The sequence below is a fragment of the Thauera aminoaromatica S2 genome (genome assembly GCF_000310185.1).
Lineage (GTDB): Bacteria > Pseudomonadota > Gammaproteobacteria > Burkholderiales > Rhodocyclaceae > Thauera > Thauera aminoaromatica.
The window spans coordinates 1-18,460 of sequence record NZ_AMXD01000078.1 but is presented as its reverse complement, the minus strand read 5'-3'; the positions used below and the strand labels follow the sequence as shown (position 1 = coordinate 18,460).

Sequence of the window (18,460 nt, the reverse complement as noted above, 5' to 3'; positions counted from 1 at the left end):
CGCCCCAGGTGCAGGCGCCGCCCCCGCCCGTGCCCGCGCAGCAGGCCCCCGCGCCGGTGTTCGAGGCCTCGCCGCAGCCCGCGGCGGTGACGCCGCCCGCGCCCCAGCGCAACGAGCGCATCTACCTGCAGGTGGGCTCGTTCGAGAACCCGTCCGAAGCGGACAACCTCAAGGCGCGGCTGGCGCTCTCGGGCATCCAGGCGAGCGCGCAGCGCACCCAGCTGCCCGACGGGCGCATCGTGCACCGCGTGCGCGTCGGCCCCTTCGCCAAGCCCGAGGACATGAACCCGATGCGGGCCCGCCTCTCCGATGCGGGTTTCAATGCCTCGGTGAGCCGCAACCAGTGAGCCTGGACACGCTGCGGATTGAACGTCCGTGCGCCGTCCGCGTCTCACCCAGCCTCAGTCAAAGGAGTTCCGCATGAATCGTCGTGATGCCCTCAAGCTGGCCGGCCTGGCCCTCGCCCTTCCCGCCGCCTCGGTCGTGCAGGCGAACGAGCCCTTCCAGATCATCGAGCCGGCACAGAAGGCGGACGATCCCTCGAAGATCGAGGTGCTCGAGTTCTTCCACTACGGCTGCCCGCACTGCCGCGACTTTCATCCGCTGATCACCGCGTGGAAGAAGAAGCTACCCGCGGACGTCGCCTTCCGCGCGGTGCCGGCGGTCTGGAGCAACGCCCAGCTGGGCGGCCTGGCGCGTCTGTTCTACACAGCGCAGATCACCGGTGATCTTGCAGCGCTCGAGCCGGCGATCTTCGCCGCGGTGCAGGACGACAAGCGCCCGCTGTTCAACGAGCAGCAGGTGTCCGAATGGATCGCAGGCAAGGTGGGCAATGCGGCCAAGTTTGTCGAGACCTACAAGTCCTTCGGCGTGGGCTCGATGGTGCAGCGCGCCGATCAGCTCGTGCGCGCGATGAAGATCCAGGGCGTGCCGTCCATGGTGGTCGGCGGACGCTACCTGACCTCGGCCTCGCTCACCGGCAGCCACGAGAATACGCTCAAGGTCGCCGACGAGTTGATCGCCCGCGTACGCAAGGAGCGCGGCTGAAGATGAGCGATCGTGGCGCCAGCGCCGTGCCGCAGGCGGTCGAGGCCGCCGAGCGCCGCCGCATTCAGCGCTTCCTGGCCCAGCGCCGTGGCCAGCCTTGGTTCTGGGTGATGATCGGCGACGAGCGCATTGAGCTGCGCGACATCTCGGTCGATGGTTTCGCCATCGCCGCCGAAACGCCTCCGGCGGGCGGCGAGCCTTTCGACTTCGTGCTGCAGCGCGAGGGCGTTCCCGACCACATCCGCGGTCGGGCGCAGGCGGTGAATTTCATCGCTGCGAGCGGGCAGGCGGGCTGCCGCTTCCGCGCGCTCGAGGGCGATGGCGCCGAGCGCTTGCGCGACTGGCTGATCGCATTGGTGATCATGAACGCGAGCGTGCGCATCAGCGAGAAGGACGCGGCGGCAATCGTCGAGGGGCCGTCGCTGATCTGAAACTTCCTGACGTGCCCGGCAGTCGTGGGGGACGGACGTCGCTCTGGAGGTAGCGACGTCCGTCCCCCACGGTCTTTCAGGCGCGCGTGGGCTGCTGCCGTCGCGCGCGGCGAGTCTGCGCGAACCAGACGAAGCCCAGCAGCGCGAGCGCGGGCACGAACATCCATTCCCTCGACGGACGGTCGACGGACGGTACCTCGATGCGGGCGATCTTGTACCCCTGCTCCAGCCCCAGCTTCTCGCTCTGGCTCCCGAAGCGCACCGCGGCGACCTGGACTTCATCTCCAAGGCTCATCAAGGTCAGCCCGACCCTGCCCAGGCGCTCCCTGGCGCTGGGCGCAGTGTCGCCGAGCGGAAGCAGCATGCCTTTCGAGACTTCCTCGCCCTCGAGCGAAATCCCCTCCACCCAGATGCGCAGGTTGTCGTTGCGTGGAGCCTCCTCGACCAGGCGGGTCAGCTCCGAGGCCGGCAGCTCCTGATAGGGTGGGTACAGCATGTCCATCCAGAAGCCCGGGCGGAACAGCGTGAAGGTCACCAGCAACAGCAGGATCGACTCGTGCACGCGGTTGCGGGTGATGAACCAGCCCTGGGTGGCCGCCGCGAACATCAGGTTCGCCACGATCGCACTCGATACCGTCAGGGCGAACAGCCACACCGAATCGACGCCGATCATCAGCAACTGGGTGTTGAAGATGAACATGAAGGGCAGGATCGCCGTCCGCATCGAGTACAGGAAGGCCTGCACGCCCGCAGCGATCGGGTCGCAGCGTGCGATCCCCGCGGCGGCGTAGGAGGCGAGGCCGACCGGTGGGGTGACGTCGGCCATCAGGCCGAAGTAGAAGACGAACATATGCACCGCGATCAGCGGGACGAGCAGGCCGCTTTGCGCGCCGACCTCGACCACGACCGGCGCCATCAGGGTCGACACCACGATGTAGTTCGCCGTGGTGGGCAGGCCCATGCCGAGGATCAGGCAGATGACCGCGACCATGACCAGCATCACCATCAGATTGCCGCCAGACACCGCCTCGACGAACTCGGTGAGCACCAGGCCGACACCGGTCAGCGTGACGGTGCCGACGATGATGCCGGCGGTCGCGGTCGCGATGCCGATGCCGATCATGTTGCGCGCCCCGGTGACCAGGCCGGTGTGGAGGTCGGCGAAGCCCTGCCGGGTTGCCTCACCCACGTTGCCGGTGTTGCGGAAGATCGCCTTGAGCGGGCGCTGCGTGACCAGGATGAAGATCATGAACAGGGTCGCCCAGAACGCCGACAGCGCAGGCGAGAGCTCCTCCACCATCAGGTTCCAGATCAGCGCGACCACCGGCAGCAGGTAGTACAGGCCCGTCTTCAGCGTCGGGCCGGTCTCCGGCAGCTCGGTCAGGGGGCTGCTGGGGTCGTCCATGTGCAGCTCGGGGTGCCGCGTCGCGTACCACAGCAGGCCGATGTAGCAGCCGAACATGAGCACCGCGACGATGATCGCCGAGGCGTCGCCTGCCAGCGCCTTGATCCAGCCCATGCCGTAATAGACCGCCCCGGCAAGGACGATCAGGCCCGACACGGTGAGGCCGAAGGACAGCAGGCGATGTCCGGCGGATTTCGTCACCCGGCGCGGCAGCCCGCGGATGTCGGCCTTGAGCGCCTCGAGGTGCACCACGTAGAAGAGCGCGATGTAGGAGATCAGCGCCGGCAGGAAGGCATGCTTGATGACCTCGGTGTAGGGAATGCCCACGTACTCGACCATCAGGAAGGCCGCAGCGCCCATGACCGGCGGCATGATCTGGCCATCGACCGAGGCCGCGGCCTCGACCGCCGCCGCCTTCTTGGGCGCATACCCCACGCGTTTCATCAGCGGGATCGTGAAGGTGCCGGTGGTGACGACGTTGGCGATCGAGGAGCCGGAGATCAATCCCGTGCTCGCGGAAGCCACCACGGCGGCCTTGGCCGGGCCGCCGCGCAGATGCCCGAGCAGCGAGATCGCCGACTTGATGAAGTAGTTGCCGGCGCCCGCGGTCTCGAGCAGGGAGCCGAACAGCACAAAAAGGAAGATGAAGCTGGTCGATACCCCGAGGGCCACCCCGAACACGCCCTCGGTGGTCAGCCACAGGTGGCTCATCCCCTTCGCCAGCGAGGCGCCGCGGTGGGCGATCATCTCGGGCATGTAGGGGCCCAGAAAGACGTAGCCGATGAACACCACCGACAGCACGACCATGGGCAGGCCGAGTGCGCGGCGTGCGGCTTCGAGCAGCAGGATCAGGCCGCACACGGCGACCGCGAGGTCCGTCGTGGTCGGCAGGCCGGGGCGGGCGGCCAGTTCCCTGTAGAAGAGGAACAGGTAGCCCATGCAGAACGCCCCGACCGCTGCAAGTACCCAGTCCCCGAGCGGGATCCGGTCGCGTGGAGAGCGCTTCAGTGCCGGGTAGGCGAGAAAGGCGAGAAACACGGCCAGTGCGAGGTGGATCGAGCGCGCCTCGGTGTCGTTGAAGACGAACATGCCGAGCGAGAACGGCAGCGGCGAGGCGATCCAGAGCTGCATCAGGGACCATGCCAGCGCGACCAGCACGATGAGCCGCGCCGGCCATCCGGTCGGCTTGCGCCCACCCGTGTCGGCCTCGGCGACGATCTGGCGGAGCTGTTCGTCGGTGAGCTCGAAACCGTGTTCTTGTTTTTCCGGGCTGGCCATGGCCTACCTCGTCGTGAAAGTCCGCATTCGACGGACGATGGAAAGAAAACGGCGAGGGCCTCGGGACCGCCGCCGTTCTCGTGACATCGGGCTTGCTCGCCAGGGATGTGGCAAGCGGTGGACTTACATCCAGCCCTTTTCCTTGTAGTACTTCACCGCGCCCTCGTGCAGCGGGGCCGACATGCCGTTCTTGATCATGTCCTGCGGCTGCAGGTTGGCGAAGGCCGGGTGCAGCTTCTTGAAGTCCTCGAAGTTCTCGAACACCGCCTTGACCATGATGTAGACCGACTCCACCGGCACCTTGGCCGAGGTCACGATGCTCGCCACCACGCCGAAGGTCTTGGTCGCATCCGGGTTGTTGGCATACATGCCGCCCGGGATGGTGACCGGAGCGAAGTAGGGGTACTGGGCGAGGATCTTGTCCACGCCCGCGCCGGTGATCGGCACCAGCTTGGCGCCGCAGGTGGTGGTCGGGTCCTGGATGTTGGCCGCCGGGTGGCCGACCACGAAGGCGAAGCCGTCGATCTTGTTGTCGCATAGCGCGGCGCCGTGCTCGTCGGGCTTGAGCTCGGAGGCGAGCGAGAAGTCGGCGAAGCTCATGCCCATCGCCGGCAGAAGCACCTCGAGGGTCGCGCGCTGGCCCGAACCCGGGTTGCCGATGTTGAAGCGCTTGCCCTTGAAGTCCTCCATCTTGCCGATGTTGGCTTCCTTGCGCGCCAGCACGGTCAGCGGCTCGCCATGCAGCGAGAACACCGAGCGCAGGTCTGCGAAGGCGCCGCCGTCCTTGAACTGGACCTCGCCCTTGAGCGCGTTGTACTGGATGTCCGACTGCGAGACGCCGAAGTCGAGTTCGCCGGCCTTGATGGTATTCACGTTGTACACCGAACCGCCGGTGCTTTCGACCGAGCAGCGCACGCCGTGCTGGGCGCGGTCCTTGTTGATCAGGCGGCAGATCGCGCCGCCCGCGGCGTAGTAGACGCCCGTGACACCCCCGGTACCGATCGTGATGAACTTCTGCTGGGCGTGCGCGGGGGCGGCGCCGAGCGAGCCGGCGATTGCGAAGGCGGCAGCCAGGGCAGTCAGTCTTTTCATGTGAGCTTTCTCCGTGAAGGTGGAACGCCGGCTGGCCGAAGGGGCGCCGACAGGGAGGACACGTGCTGCGGATCGGGGCGGGAGCCGGGTGGCCGCGAAAGCGGCCACGAGCGCCCACCAAGGATGGCCAAGCTTGGCACAAAACGATTCCTGCCTGCACTCGGGATTTCCCGAGGTGCGCGGCTTGCGCATGAATTCCCCGCAGGGTGCGAGGGCGGGAGGGTGTGGCGCGATAAGATGCGGCTCCGCACGTTTCATCCGAGCATCGACCATGCATTCCAAGGCTTCACAGGACGGGTGCCCGACCTGGATCGACGCTGCCGGGCGGCTGCATTCGCCCGCCGGCGCGGACGCGCGCATCGTCTCCCTGGTGCCCTCCCTGACCGAACTGGTGTTCGACCTCGGCCTGGGCGAGCGCCTCGTCGGGCGCACCGGCTTCTGCGTACATCCGCGCGAGGCCTTGCGCGCCGTTCCCAAGGTCGGCGGGACGAAGGACGTCAATCTCGCGCGCATCCGCGAGCTCGCGCCCACGCATGTTCTCGTCAACATGGACGAGAACCGCCGCGAGACCGTCGACGCGCTCGCCGCCTTCGTGCCCCACATCGTCGTCACTCATCCCAACACGCCGCAGGACAACCTGGTCCTCTTCGCGCTGCTCGGCGGCGTCTTCGGCGCTGAAGGAGCCGCCGCCCGGCTCGCCCACGAACTGCGCGCAGTGCTCGACGAGGCCGCGGCGTTGCGCGCGGCGCTCGCCGGCGAGCGCGTGCTCTACCTGATCTGGCGCGAGCCCTGGATGACGGTGGCGCGCGACACCTACATCGCCGCCACGCTCGCCGAGGTCGGCTGGAGCACCCTGCCAGCGGTGGAAGGTGGCGAGACCGGAGCGGCGCGCTATCCCGCCTTCGACTGGAATGCGCCCTGGCTCGCCGGAGTCGAGCGCGTGCTGCTGTCCACCGAGCCCTACCGCTTCCGCGCGGCGCATCTCGCCGAGGTCGCGCGCCTGGCTGCGCGCCCGGCGCTGCTGGTCGATGGCGAGATGGTGTCGTGGTACGGTAGCCGTGCCGCGCGCGGCCTGCGCTGGCTGATGGCGCTGCGGCGCGGGCTGGCGTGAGCCGGGGGCTCAGGCCGGCGTTGCGCGCGGCTGTGCGAGCGTGTGCTGCACTCGTTCCGGGGTGAGGATGGCGAAGCGCTCGCGTACGAGGCGGTGGCGCGCCAGGCGCAACAGGGCTTTGTCGCGGGTGATCAGCGTCGCCATGCCGGCGGCGCCGGCGATTTCGAGGAACTTCTGGTCGTCGGGGTCGCGACAGCTGGGGAGCGTGCCGGCGTCGGCATCGTCCGCCAGCACTGCGATGCGGTCGATGTAGCGTGCGCGCAGGCCATCCTGGCGGCCCGGGTCGAGACCGAACTGCGCATAGGCGAGCACGCGGCGCAACTCTTCCAGCGCATCTGCACGCGAGACCAGGCGGCACGATCCTGCGTCGATCCACGCGCGTAATGCCTCGAGCGCGGGGTCGCGGAACATCCACAGCGCGAGCACCGTGTTGGTGTCGAGCACGAGGGTGGGCGGCAGGGGGGCTTGCGAGGAGGGTTCGGTCACGTTCGCAGTGGGTGAGCCGGGTCGCCGGCGCGGCGATGCAGCGTGGTGAACGAAAAACGGGGAGGGCTTCCCCTCCCCGTACTCGTCGCGACAAGGCTCAGGCGGCGGCCTTGGCGTCGATGCGGATCTTGACGAAGCTGCCCGGGGCGTCTTCGAGGACCTCGAGCTTGCCGTTCACCGGATCGCGCGCCTCGGTCTGCTCGCTGTCGTGTGCGGTGACCCAGGCCTGCCAGTCGGTCCACCACGAGCCCGGGTGCTGCTGAGCGCCTTCCAGCCAGGCGTCGGCGGTCTCGGCGAGCTTCGCGCTCGGGTTGAGCCAGTAGCCGTACTTGTTGGCGGCGGGCGGGTTCACGATGCCGGCGATATGGCCGGAGCCGCCGAGCACGAAGCGGGTCGGGCCGCCGAAGCGACGGGCGCCCATGTAGGTGCTCTTCCACGGCGCGATGTGATCCTCGATCGTGGAAATGAAGTAGCACGGCACCTTGATCTTGCCGAGGTCGATCGGGGTGCCGTCGATCTCGATGCCGCCCGGCTCGATCAGGCGGTTTTCCATGTACATCGTGCGCAGGTAGAAGCTGTGCATGGCCGCCGGCATGCGGGTCGAGTCCGAGTTCCAGTACAGCAGGTCGAACGGGAACGGATCCTTGCCGAGCAGGTAGTTGTTGACCACGAAGGACCAGATGAGGTCGTTGGCGCGCAGCATGTTGAAGGTGCCGGCCATCTCCGAGCCTTCCAGGTAGCCGCGCTCGAACATCTTCTTCTCGAGGCTGGAAACCTGGCCTTCGTCGATGAACACGCCGAGTTCGCCCGGATCGGTGAAGTCGGTCATGGTGGTGAAGAAGGTCGCCGAGAGGATGCGCTTCTGGCGCTTGGCGGCGAGGTAGGCGAGCGTGGTCGCCAGCAGGGTCCCACCCAGGCAATAGCCCGCGGCATTCACTTCCTTCTCGCCGGTCTGGCGCTCGATCGCGTCGAGGGCGGCGATGACGCCTTCCTTGACGTAGGCGTCGAAGCTCTTCTGCGCCAGGCGCTCGTCGGGGTTGACCCAGGAGATCACGAACACGGTGTGGCCCTGGTCCACTGCCCACTTGATGTAGGAGTTCTTCTCGCGCAGGTCGAGGATGTAGAACTTGTTGATCCAGGGCGGCACGATCAGCAGCGGCTTCTTGAGGACCTTTTCGGTGCTCGGGGTGTACTGCAGCAGCTGCATCATCTCGGTCTGGAAAACGACCTTGCCCGGCGTGGTGGCGACGTTCTTGCCCAGCTCGAAGGCCGAGGTGTCGGTCATCTTGACGCGCAGGTTGCCGCCGCCGTCCTCGACGTCGCGCAGCAGGTTGTTGAGGCCCTTGAGCAGGTTCTGGCCGTGGCTCTTGACCGTCTCGCGGAAGACCTCGGGGTTGGTCATCGCGAAGTTCGACGGCGACAGCGCGTCGATATACTGGCGGGTGTAGAAGGTGACCTTCTTCTGCGTCTGCTCGTCGAGGCCGTCGACGCCGCTGACGGTGTCGTGGATGTGGCGCGCGGCGATCAGGTAGGACTGCTTGATGAAGTCGAACAGGAAGTGCTGCTCCCACTCCTCGTCCTTGAAGCGCTTGTCGCTCTTCTCGGGGGCGGCGACGGGCGAGGCGCTCAGGCCGGCGACACGCATCATCGAGTGCTGCCACAGCGAGAAGTAGTCCCACACCAGATTCATCTGCGCCTGGGCGAGCTTGTACGGGTTGGCCAGCAGCTTGGCCATCATGTCCATGAAGGCCTGGGCGATGCCGAGCTCGTCGGCGGGGGTGCTCACGCCCTTCTTGAGTTGGCGGTGCACGTGGTCGCTGATCAGGTGCGAGGCGCGGCGGGCGACTTCGGCATAGGTCTTGGCGACTTCCTGCGGGTCGGGCAGGTCGCAGGCGGGGGTCTCGTTGCTGGGTGCGGCCATCTTGTTCGGGCTCCTGTTTTTGCGGCGGGGCGGTCTGTTGCGGACAATGTTACGGACAATGGGTGAAACGGATCAGGCCGTCCGCATCGACGCGTCTCGAGAGCTCTCCCCTCTTCTCGAGATGGTTGAGGTGAGCGATCGCTTCCCCCATGGCGAACATGACCTGATGGGTATCGAGCTCGCGCGGAAACAGCGTCGGCAGCAATGCTGCGGCGCTTTGCGGCATGGCACAAGCCGCCACAAGCACCTCGCAACGTTCGCGATGATGCTCGACGAGCTGCTCCACGCGTGCCCGGATACCCTTGAAAGGTTTGCCATGTGATGGTAGCACGAGCGTGTCGTCGGGCAAGGTGCAGAATTCTCGCAATGAGTGGAGAAACCATCCCAGGGCGTCGCCATGCGGCGTTGCAGCATAAACGCTGACGTTGGTGGAGATGCGCGGCAGCAACATGTCGCCCGCGATCAGCACGCCGAGCTCCGCGCAGTACAGGCTGGCGTGCTCGGGTGCGTGGCCGAAGCCGACGATGACGCGCCAGGTATGGGCGCCGATGCGCAACTCGTCGCCGGCAAACATGCGCTCGTAGCGGCCGGGCACCTGCGGCGCACCGATGCGGTAGGCGTTGCCGCGGGTCAGCAGGGCGTCGCGGCGCATCTCGTCGAGGCCGTGGCGGCGGAACTGCTCGACCATGTCGGTGGCGCAATAGCCCGGCAGCTGGTGCCACACTGCCTGGGCGGCGAAGAACTCGCCCTGGGTCATGTGGATCGCCGCGTCGTCGCGCGCGGCCAGCCAGGTGGCGAGGCCGATGTGGTCGGGGTGGTGGTGGGTCACCACGACGCGGCGCAGTGGCCGGCCGTCCGCGGCGAGCACGGCGTCCCACGCCTCGCGCGTCTCGTCGCGGGCGAAGCCGCAGTCCACCACCGCGAGCGCCTCGCCTTCGTCGAGCAGCCACAGGTTGATGTGGTCGAGCGCGAAGGGCAGGCGCATGCGCACCCAGCGCAGGCCGGGGGCGATCTCGATCGAGTGACCGGGCGAGGGCAGGCTGTCGAAGGGGTATTCGAGGACCGTGGGGTCGGGGGGGCTCATGGGGTCTCCTCTACGGGGGGGCGGGCACGTTCAGCGTGCGGACCGGCGTGCGCGGGCGGCGCTCACGCCGTCGGGCCGTTCCGGAATGGGATCGATTACGTTAACGTTAACGTATTGGCTGGCATAATTACACACTCGACGGAGACACGAAGATGCGCCCCGAATTGCCCCAGTTCCAGCCCCGTGACCCCGGCTACGCCGAGCGCGTGCGCGCCAGCTTCGCCCTGCAGCAGGCAATGCGCCTGATCGGCGCCGAGATTCCGGTGGTCGAGCCCGGCTACACCGAGATCCACCTGCCCTTCAAGGCGGAGATCTCCCAGCAGCACGGCTTCGTCCACGGCGGGGTGGTCGGCATGATCGCCGACTCGGCCGCGGGCTACGCGGCCAACACCCTGACCCCGGCCGACACCAGCGTGCTCACCGTCGAGTACAAGCTCAATCTCGTCGCCCCCGCCGACGGCGAGCGCCTGGTGGCGCGCGGCGAGGTGGTCAAGCCGGGGCGCACGCTGATCATCACCAAGGCCGAGGTCTTCGCCATCCGCGACGGCAAGTGGACCTTGTGTGCGCTGATGCAGCAGACGATCATGGCCATGCACGGCAAGAAGGAGCGCGCCGCCTGAAGGCTTGCTCTTCCCCCTCCCCCGAGAGATCCGTCCCCGAACCTTCCCGGAGTCCTGCCATGCCCACCCGTCTGTGCGCCCTCGGCGCCAACGACACCGTCGAGCTCGAGCACGTGCGCGGCTTCTTCCGCCAGTACGCCGCCTGGCTCGGCGTGGACCTGAGCTTCCAGGGCTTCGCCGACGAGATCGCCAACCTGCCGGGGGCCTACGGCGCCGCCGACGGCCGCCTGTTCTACGCCGAGGTCGATGGCAAGCCGGCCGGCTGCGTGGGCATCCGCCGCTTCTCCGAGGGCGTGTGCGAGATGAAGCGGCTCTACGTCGATCCGGCCTTCCGTGGTGGCGGCGTGGGGCGCAAGCTCGCGCTCGCCGCCATCAAGGCGGCGCGTCTGTTCGGCTACCGCCGCATCCTGCTCGACACCATCCCGTCGATGCGGATCGCGGTCAAGCTCTACCGCGAGCTCGGCTTCAAGGAAGTGCCCGCCTGCTACCCCTCGCCGATCGAGGGTGCGATCTTCCTGACCCTGGACCTGGAGAACTGGTCGGAGGACGACGTCAGCAACGAGAACCTCTTCCACCTCTTCGACTACAACCAGGCGTGGTCGCGCCAGATGCAGCAGCTCGACCCCGGCTTCTTCGGCAAGCTGGCGCAGCTTCAGGCCCCGGAGTACCTCTGGATCGGCTGTTCCGACTCGCGCGTGCCGGCCAACCAGATCGTCGGCCTGCTGCCGGGCGAGGTCTTCGTCCACCGCAACATCGCCAACGTGATCGTGCACACCGACCTCAACGCGCTGGCGGTGATCCAGTACGCGGTCGATGTACTGCAGGTGAAGCACATCATGGTCGTTGGCCACTACGGCTGCGGCGGCGTCAAGGCCGCGCTCGAACGTGCGCGCGTCGGCCTCGTCGATCTTTGGCTGCGCCACGTGCAGGACGTCCATGTGCGCCATCTGAAGGCCGTCGATGGCCTGGCGCCCGAACTGCGCCACGATCGCCTGTGCGAGCTCAACGTCATCGAGCAGGTGGCCAACGTGGCGCAGACCGTGGTCGTGCAGGACGCCTGGCGGCGCGGCCAGCGCCTCACCGTGCATGGCTGGATCTACGGCCTGCAGGACGGTCTGATCCGCGACCTCGGGATGAACCTCAGCCGTTCCGACGATCTCATGCCGCGCTACGTCGCGGCGCTGGAGGCGCTCGGCAACTGAGCGCCGCGCAAATCGAATCGATCAACACCCATAACAGGAGAGTTCCATGTCCGATCCCGTCGTCATCGTTTCCGTCGCTCGCACCCCGCTGGGTGGTTTCCAGGGCGACCTGTCCAGCCTCACCACGCCGCAGCTCGGCTCGATCGCGATCAAGGCCGCGGTCGAGCGTGCCGGCGTCGCGCCCGCGCAGGTGCAGGAAGTGATCATGGGCTGCGTGCTGCCCGCCGGTCTCGGCCAGGCGCCTGCCCGCCAGGCCGCGCTCGGCGCCGGCCTGCCGCTGTCGGCCGGCTGCACCACGATCAACAAGGTGTGCGGCTCGGGCATGAAGGCCACCATGCTGGCGCACGACCTCATCCTCGCCGGCAGCAACGAGGTCATGGTCGCCGGTGGCATGGAGTCGATGTCCAACGCCCCCTACCTGCTGCCCAAGGCGCGTGCCGGCTATCGCCTCGGCCACGGCCAGATGTTCGACCACATGTTCCTCGACGGCCTGGAAGACAGCTACTCCAAGGAGAACAAGGGCCGCCTCATGGGCACCTTCGCCGAGGATTGCGCCGGCCACTTCAACTTCACCCGCCAGGCCCAGGACGAGTTCGCGATCGCCTCGACCACGCGCGCGCAGGCCGCGATCAACAACGGCGACTTCAGCTGGGAGGTGGTGCCGGTCACCGTGGCCAGCCGCAAGGGCGACGTGGTGGTCGACAAGGACGAGCAGCCGCTGAAGGCGCAGATCGACAAGATCCCCTCGCTCAAGCCGGCGTTCAAGAAGGACGGTACCGTTACGCCGGCCAACTCGAGCTCCATCTCGGACGGCGCCGCCGCGCTGGTGCTGATGCGCAAGTCCACCGCCGAGAAGCTCGGCGTGAAGCCGGTCGCGACCATCATCGGCCACGCCACGCATGCGCAGGAACCGGCGCTGTTTACCACCGCGCCGGTGGGCGCGATGCAGAAAGTGCTGGCGAAGGCCGGCTGGAGCACCGAGCAGGTCGACCTGTGGGAGATCAACGAGGCCTTCGCGGTCGTCACCATGGCGGCGATGCACGAGATGAAGCTGCCGCACGACAAGGTCAACGTGAACGGCGGCGCCTGCGCGCTCGGCCACCCGATCGGCGCTTCGGGCGCGCGCATCCTGGTCTCGCTGATCGGCGCGCTGCGCAAGCGCGGCCTCAAGCGCGGCGTGGCCAGCCTGTGCATCGGCGGCGGCGAAGCCACCGCGATGGCGATCGAGGTCGATTCGTCGGTGGCCTGCGGCTGAATCGGATCAAGCGCTGCGGCCGCTCGCGAGACGACTCTGCCAGGACCCGCGTTTCGTTAGGGGCGACCCGCCGGGGCGCCCCTACGACGTGCAGCGCCACACCAGCAAGGATTTCTACAAGGACAGCAGTGCAATGATTCTCACCCAGGAACAGGAACTCATCCGCGACTCCATGCGTGCCTTCGCGCAGGAGCGCCTGGCCCCCTTCGCTGCCGAATGGGACCGTAACCACACCTTCCCGCGCGAGGCGCTGAATGAGCTCGCCGAACTCGGCGCGCTCGGCATGGTGGTGCCCGAGGAATGGGGCGGCGCCGGCATGGACTACATGAGCCTGGTGCTCACGCTGGAAGAGATCGCCGCCGGCGACGGCGCCACCTCGACCATCGTCAGCGTGCAGAACTCGCTGCCCTGCGGCATCCTCAACCGCTTCGGCAGCGACGCGCAGAAGGAGGCGTGGTTGAAGCCGCTCGCCCGCGGCGAGAAGCTCGGCTGCTTCTGTCTGACCGAGCCGCATGTGGGCTCGGACGCTTCGGCGATCCGCACCAGCGCGGTCCGCGACGGCAACGAGTGGGTGTTGAACGGCGTCAAGCAGTTCATCACCACCGGCAAGCACGCCGATGTTGCCATCGTGTTCGCGGTGACCGACAAGGCCGCCGGCAAGAAGGGCATCACCTGCTTCCTGGTGCCGGCCAATGCGCCCGGCTACCAGGTGGGCCGCATCGAGGAGAAGATGGGGCAGAAGGCCTCCGACACCACCCAGATCCTCTTCGAGGATTGCCGCATCCCCGCGGATTCGGTGGTCGGCAAGGAAGGCGAGGGCTACAGGATCGCGCTGTCGAACCTCGAGGCCGGCCGTATCGGCATCGCCGCGCAGTGCCTCGGCATGGCGCGTGCGGCGCTGGAGGCTGCGGTCAAGTACGCCCAGGAGCGCGAGAGCTTCGGCAAGCCGATCTTCGAGCACCAGGCGGTCAACTTCCGCCTCGCCGACATGGCCACGCAACTGGAGGCTGCGCGCCAGCTCGTGTGGCACGCCGCCAGCCTGAAGGACGCGGGCCGCCCCTGCCTCAAGGAGGCCTCGATGGCCAAGCTGTTCGCCTCCGAGATGGCCGAGCGCGTGTGCTCGGACGCCATCCAGGTGCACGGCGGCTATGGCTACGTCACCGACTTCCCGGTCGAGCGCATCTACCGCGACGTGCGCGTGTGCCAGATCTACGAAGGCGCCAGCGACATCCAGAAGCTGGTGATCGGGCGCGCGCTGGCGGGCTGAGCCTGCGCTGGCGCGGCTGCAGGCCGGCTTCCCTGGGCGGGGGGCGGCCTTGCGTCCTGTGCGGCTCGGGAAGCTGTTTCCTGCACCGCCGTCGCCCCTCGTGGGCAATCTGCCGGGCGGTCGTGACCCGTGCCACAGCCGCAGCGGCCGCGTTCGTGAGAACATCCGCTGCAGGAGCGTCGGAGCGGGCTGCGAATGAATGGCTTTGTGCTTGCAGGCCCGGGCGCGCTAAAAAGCTTGAAGAACGATCAGCGAGGCGAGCGTCATGGAAGCCGTGTCCCCTGCAATGAATTCCGTCACCCGCGAGCTGATGCGGCCAAGCGAGCCGCGTCAGGCGCAGGCCGCCGCGCCCGAACAGGCGGCGCGTGCGCAGGAACCCCCAGCACGTGACGCCTCGGCAAGCCAGGTCGCGCAGCCGAGCGCGGTGGTCACGCTGAGCGCGGCCGCGCGTGGCGAGGGCGTGGCGCAGCCGCCTGCGCAGGGCGGCTCGGTCGAGGCACGTGCGGTCGAGCAGGCCCGCGCCGCCGCGGCCAATGGCGACGTGCGCAGCAACTACTCCGCGCAACGTGCGCTCGCGTCCTACGAGGCGATGTCGCAGGTGGGCGCCAACAATGCTTCCGCGCGCCCGAGCCAGCCTGAGCAACCGACGGCGCCGGGCCAGCGCGAGCCGGGCGTGTTGCGTACCTGAGTCCCCGCAGCGGTGCTCAAGCCCGCTGAGGGCCGGCCATCATGTCCATACAAGGTCTCGGATCCTCCGCCTCCACGGCCTCCTGGGTCGGCGCGCAGCTCTCGCGCGAGCAGGCACGGCGAAGTGCCGAACAGCTCGAGGCCAAGGCGGCCGCGCTCTCCGCGGAGGCTGCGAGCGCGCGTGACGAGGCGGACACTGCCCAACGTCGCGCCGACGAACTTCAGACCCAGGCGGGGCAGGCACGCACCCGCGCGGAAATCGGCAAGCAAGCGGTAGCCTCGGTGCGTGGCATGGACCGTGTGGCGCAGACCTTATCGGCGGCGGTCGGCCGGCTCGCCGATGCGGCCGAGGCGGGCCCTTCCCAGGGGCTTGGGCTGCAGGAATCCGGCCGGATCCCCGCGCCCACAGCATCCTCTGACCTGTACACCCCCGCGGCCGGTGTCCGGCCTGCGCTGAGCGTCCAGCCCGGGCAGGTCGTCGATCTGAAGGTGTGACCTGCGCCCGGCGGGTGGGCGTTGCCGGGTTCTGGCCTCAGGTTTCGTCCCGCTTCGCGACGAACTCCGCCGCCAGCTCCGGATATTCCTGCCTGAGTGTGTCCCCGTCTTGCCGCCACGCTGCGCAGCCGCCGACGAAGCCGACCGCGCGGCGGTCGGTCCATTTTCGTGGGTCCGGCTCGGCGGCGAACTGGCGGGCGATCAGCGTGGGCCAGATCGCCTGGGTGTAGGTGTTGCCGACCTGCACGAGCAGGTCGGTGAGGTGGGTGCAGCCCGCCACCCCGCCCACGCGCTCGCGGACCTCGCGCATGAAGCCCGCGCCGATCTGCAGCCCGATCAGGCGGCGGTAGGCGGCCTGGCTTTCCGGACAGGCCGCCCAGGGCACGGTCTGCATCCGCGCGGCGACGTCGTGGATCACGGCGTCGTCATCGATCAGCACGGCGATCGTGATGTCGTGGAGGGATTGCCCCGGGCGCACCATCGGACGAGAGCGGAAGGGCATGTCCTCGCCCTTCTCGTCGATCACCGTCGCCTCGATTTCCCACAGCCCGTCGCGGCGCCGAAAGGCCTCGCACACGATGCGGCGCGTGTGCACCCGTTCCCGTTCGCTGTTTCCCAGCATGTCGTCCGCCCTCTGATCCGTTCCGCCCTCGTGGCCCGCGCGCCGTGGCGCCTATACTGCCGTGGCTGGGAGGTGGACGATAACAAGAGAGCGAGGAGGCTGAAAGATGGATATCGAACAATTCATGCAAGGGTACAAGAAGGCCTGGGAGGAACGCGACGAGGCGCAGTTCTGCGCCCTGTTCGCGGAGGATGGCGAATACCACAACACCCCCTTTGCGGTGCAGCGCGGACATGCGCAACTCGCCGCCTACTGGCAGCGCGTGAAGCTGCAGGAGGACGTGCAGGTGCGCTACGAGATCCTCGCCACCTCGCCCGCCGGCGGCATCGCGCACTGGCACGTCACCTACCAGGTGGCCTCTGAGGAGTTGTTCCGGATCTGGGCGCAATCCACCGGCACCAACCTGGTCTCGCGCAAGCCGGGCGACCCGCTGCCACGCATGGTGCTCGACGGCGTGTTGAAGGCGGAGTTCGGCAGTGGCGTGTGCACGCGCTGTGCCATCTGGTGGCACAGCATGCCGGAACCGGTGTAAGGGCTGCAGGGGTGTGCGCGGACCGGGGCGCCCCGAGTCGCTGATCCGGGCGTGCGGCGTGGTGCTGTGGTGTCGACCTGCACCCGTCCCGCCGCGGGGGGTGCGGGATCCCGGCCGGGTCATCAGCGCTGGAAGAGTGTCGCGATTCCCGCCACGAGCAGGTAGCCGGCGGCAGTGAGGACGATGGCGAATTTCATCGTTGCGCAGACGGTGATCCATCGCGCCAGCGGTTCGCTCGCACCGTGGTCGATCATGCGCAGCGTGGCCAGATTCTCGATCGCGTCGAGCGGTATCGCCGCAAGTGCGAGCCAGGCGACGAAGATCCCGATCGTCGGCAGAGGGTTGCCTCGCGCCTCGGCCAGCATCGCGCAGGCGAGCGAGAGTACCGCCGGGTAGACCAGCAGGAAGAGGAAGTCCCAGCGGGTCTGCGAGCGCAAGAGATCCTCCAGGCCGCGCCAGGCGACGAGGAGATGCGCGGCGCGGGCCGCCGATCCAGCGAACTGGAGCGCCATGATGCCACCCTCGCCCCTGGCCTTGATGAACTCGTCCAAGCTTGCGATGCGTCCGAACAACAAGAGCGCAGAAAGGGCAAGCAGCACGGCCAACAGCAGCCAGCGTTGCGGCCAGGTCAGGAAGGCGAGGAAGGGCGCGTTCATTGTGGGGGCCTGGGGTCCTGATACGCTCATTCTAGACCCGCCGGCGCGCAGTCCGCGGCGGCCTCCCGGCCGGGGGAACGTGGTGGGGGCGCGAGGACAGGGGGCCGCGCGAGCGGTCGGGCATGGAGGAGGACGGCGGTGCGCCTTGGGCTGGAGCGTGCGTTGGCGAGCTGACTGGTCGGGGCCGGCTCGCCAGATCGGGCAGCGAGGCTAGAATGCGGCCTCCACTGCCTCCCCGTTGCCGCCATGCACAAGACGCTCACCGCCTTTTCCGCCGCAAAGACGCAACCGAGCTTCGACTTCCCTCGCCTCGAGCGCCTGGTCGCGGGCAATCCGCAGCGCGCCACGTGGGCCCACTTCGAGCGCGACGGCATGTCCGCCGGGCTGTGGGGCTGCGAGCCGGGCGCGTGGCGGATCGCCTTCGCCGACGACACCGACGAGTTCTTCCATGTGCTCTCTGGACGCATCCGCATCACCGACGAGGGCGGTCTCGCACGCGAGTTCGGGCCGGGCGAGGCGTGCGTGATCCCGGCGGGCTTCAACGGGGTGTTCGAGGTGCTGGAGACGGTGGCGAAGCACTACGTGTTCGTGAAGCGTGGCGAGATGGGTTGAGGGGCGCGATCGGGCGGGCGCCTTGCCCGTGGCGGGTGCAGCGTCTAGGCTGCAGAAGCCACCCGGAGGTCGCTGCCATGCCCGCAAGATTCTGTTCGCTCGTTCTTGGCCTCTGCGTCGCTTCGGCGGTCTTCGCGCAGGCGCGCCCACCCATCCCGAACGTGGTGCTCGATCACATGGACGAGCTCGACCGGCGCTGCGTCGCCGCTGGCGGTCGCGCCGGGGCAGGGCGTTTCGTCGTGGCGCAGGATTTCACGGGCGATGGCCGGCTCGACTATCTGCTCTCCGAGGGCGATTACGACTGCCTCGGCCGGCCGGGTCTGTTCCGCCCGGGGGGCGCAGGGCGGGTGGATATCTTCGTCGTCGATGCGCGCAACGCGGCGCGCCGCGTCTATTCCGATCGGCTCGTCGGCTATCGGGTGCTCGCCGGCAAGCCGGCCAAGGTGCAGATCGCCCGCCAGGGGGCAGCCTGCGGTGCAGGCAGCAACCCCCGCACGCAGTGTGCCGCGCAACTGGCGTGGAACGGGCATGGCTTTGGTGAAGCGGTCGCGGTGAGTGATGCGGGGGCGGCACCATCCGCGGCCGCGCCTGTGCCGGCGGCGCCAGGTGTCGGCGCAGCGGCGGGTTCCCCGCCCGCGCCCCTGGTGGTGCCGCCCG

Annotated in this window: 19 protein-coding genes and 1 pseudogene; 13 read left to right on the top strand and 7 right to left on the bottom strand. The window is 68.2% G+C overall.

Annotated elements, in window-relative coordinates:
* The 3 genes from C665_RS12510 to C665_RS12500 all read left to right on the top strand — a co-directional run.
* Positions 1-347 (top strand): SPOR domain-containing protein (locus C665_RS12510; protein ID WP_004312082.1); only part of this gene is annotated, 347 nt, incomplete at its 5' end.
* 73 nt (positions 348-420) lie between these two features.
* Positions 421-1,047: a thiol:disulfide interchange protein DsbA/DsbL gene (locus tag C665_RS12505; RefSeq protein WP_004312081.1), complete on the top strand. Its 627-nt coding sequence runs from the start codon at positions 421-423 to the stop codon at positions 1,045-1,047.
* A gap of 2 nt (positions 1,048-1,049) precedes the next feature.
* The gene (locus C665_RS12500; protein WP_004312080.1) at positions 1,050-1,478 is read left to right on the top strand and encodes a PilZ domain-containing protein; all 429 of its coding nucleotides are present in this window, start codon (positions 1,050-1,052) and stop codon (positions 1,476-1,478) included.
* A 76-nt stretch (positions 1,479-1,554) separates the two neighbouring features.
* On the opposite strand, the gene C665_RS12495 is transcribed toward C665_RS12500, so the two are convergent.
* On the bottom strand, positions 1,555-4,161 hold the full coding sequence (locus C665_RS12495) for a TRAP transporter permease (protein WP_004312079.1): 2,607 nt from the start codon (positions 4,159-4,161) through the stop codon (positions 1,555-1,557).
* Between the two features lie 123 nt (positions 4,162-4,284).
* Positions 4,285-5,253 carry a TAXI family TRAP transporter solute-binding subunit gene (locus C665_RS12490; RefSeq protein ID WP_004312078.1) on the bottom strand — a complete coding sequence of 323 codons (969 nt, stop codon included), beginning with the start codon at positions 5,251-5,253 and terminating at the stop codon, positions 4,285-4,287.
* Positions 5,254-5,524: 271 nt separating this feature from the next.
* On the opposite strand from C665_RS12490, the gene C665_RS12485 reads away from it, so the two are divergent.
* The gene (locus C665_RS12485; RefSeq protein ID WP_004312076.1) at positions 5,525-6,364 is read left to right on the top strand and encodes a helical backbone metal receptor; all 840 of its coding nucleotides are present in this window, start codon (positions 5,525-5,527) and stop codon (positions 6,362-6,364) included.
* A 9-nt stretch (positions 6,365-6,373) separates the two neighbouring features.
* On the opposite strand, the gene C665_RS12480 is transcribed toward C665_RS12485, so the two are convergent.
* From C665_RS12480 to C665_RS12470, 3 genes are all read right to left on the bottom strand, one after another.
* Complete coding sequence (locus tag C665_RS12480; protein ID WP_004312075.1) at positions 6,374-6,850, bottom strand: PIN domain-containing protein; 477 nt, start codon at positions 6,848-6,850, stop codon at positions 6,374-6,376.
* 97 nt (positions 6,851-6,947) lie between these two features.
* Entirely contained in the window at positions 6,948-8,771 is a 1,824-nt protein-coding gene (gene phaC, locus C665_RS12475) for a class I poly(R)-hydroxyalkanoic acid synthase (protein ID WP_004312074.1), read from the bottom strand.
* A 49-nt stretch (positions 8,772-8,820) separates the two neighbouring features.
* Positions 8,821-9,855, bottom strand: coding sequence for an MBL fold metallo-hydrolase (locus tag C665_RS12470; protein WP_004312073.1), 1,035 nt, complete (start codon positions 9,853-9,855; stop codon positions 8,821-8,823).
* 152 nt (positions 9,856-10,007) lie between these two features.
* On the opposite strand from C665_RS12470, the gene C665_RS12465 reads away from it, so the two are divergent.
* From C665_RS12465 to C665_RS12440, 6 genes are all read left to right on the top strand, one after another.
* On the top strand, positions 10,008-10,475 hold the full coding sequence (locus C665_RS12465; protein WP_004312072.1) for a PaaI family thioesterase: 468 nt from the start codon (positions 10,008-10,010) through the stop codon (positions 10,473-10,475).
* Between the two features lie 59 nt (positions 10,476-10,534).
* Positions 10,535-11,677 (top strand): carbonate dehydratase, encoded by a 1,143-nt coding sequence (gene can / locus C665_RS12460; RefSeq protein ID WP_004312071.1) that lies wholly within the window; start codon positions 10,535-10,537, stop codon positions 11,675-11,677.
* A gap of 46 nt (positions 11,678-11,723) precedes the next feature.
* On the top strand, positions 11,724-12,932 hold the full coding sequence (locus C665_RS12455) for an acetyl-CoA C-acetyltransferase (protein ID WP_004312070.1): 1,209 nt from the start codon (positions 11,724-11,726) through the stop codon (positions 12,930-12,932).
* 133 nt (positions 12,933-13,065) lie between these two features.
* Positions 13,066-14,199 carry an acyl-CoA dehydrogenase gene (locus C665_RS12450; protein ID WP_004312069.1) on the top strand — a complete coding sequence of 378 codons (1,134 nt, stop codon included), beginning with the start codon at positions 13,066-13,068 and terminating at the stop codon, positions 14,197-14,199.
* 265 nt (positions 14,200-14,464) lie between these two features.
* Entirely contained in the window at positions 14,465-14,887 is a 423-nt protein-coding gene (locus tag C665_RS12445; protein WP_040829175.1) for a hypothetical protein, read from the top strand.
* Positions 14,888-14,928: 41 nt separating this feature from the next.
* Positions 14,929-15,381, top strand: coding sequence for a hypothetical protein (locus C665_RS12440; protein ID WP_004312067.1), 453 nt, complete (start codon positions 14,929-14,931; stop codon positions 15,379-15,381).
* Positions 15,382-15,418: 37 nt separating this feature from the next.
* On the opposite strand, the gene C665_RS12435 is transcribed toward C665_RS12440, so the two are convergent.
* Positions 15,419-16,003 (bottom strand): DUF2889 domain-containing protein, encoded by a 585-nt coding sequence (locus C665_RS12435; RefSeq protein ID WP_004312066.1) that lies wholly within the window; start codon positions 16,001-16,003, stop codon positions 15,419-15,421.
* 106 nt (positions 16,004-16,109) lie between these two features.
* Between C665_RS12435 and C665_RS12430 the strand changes: the two genes are divergently transcribed.
* Positions 16,110-16,535 (top strand): nuclear transport factor 2 family protein, encoded by a 426-nt coding sequence (locus C665_RS12430; RefSeq protein ID WP_004312065.1) that lies wholly within the window; start codon positions 16,110-16,112, stop codon positions 16,533-16,535.
* 122 nt (positions 16,536-16,657) lie between these two features.
* Here the strand turns inward: C665_RS12430 and C665_RS12425 are convergent, their stop codons facing one another.
* The gene (locus C665_RS12425) at positions 16,658-17,191 is read right to left on the bottom strand and encodes a hypothetical protein (protein ID WP_004312063.1); all 534 of its coding nucleotides are present in this window, start codon (positions 17,189-17,191) and stop codon (positions 16,658-16,660) included.
* Between the two features lie 246 nt (positions 17,192-17,437).
* Between C665_RS12425 and C665_RS12420 the strand changes: the two genes are divergently transcribed.
* Both C665_RS12420 and C665_RS12415 read left to right on the top strand, forming a co-directional pair.
* Entirely contained in the window at positions 17,438-17,803 is a 366-nt protein-coding gene (locus C665_RS12420) for a cupin domain-containing protein (protein ID WP_004312062.1), read from the top strand.
* Positions 17,804-17,880: 77 nt separating this feature from the next.
* Positions 17,881-18,460, top strand: a pseudogene (locus C665_RS12415) (hypothetical protein); the annotation flags it as partial.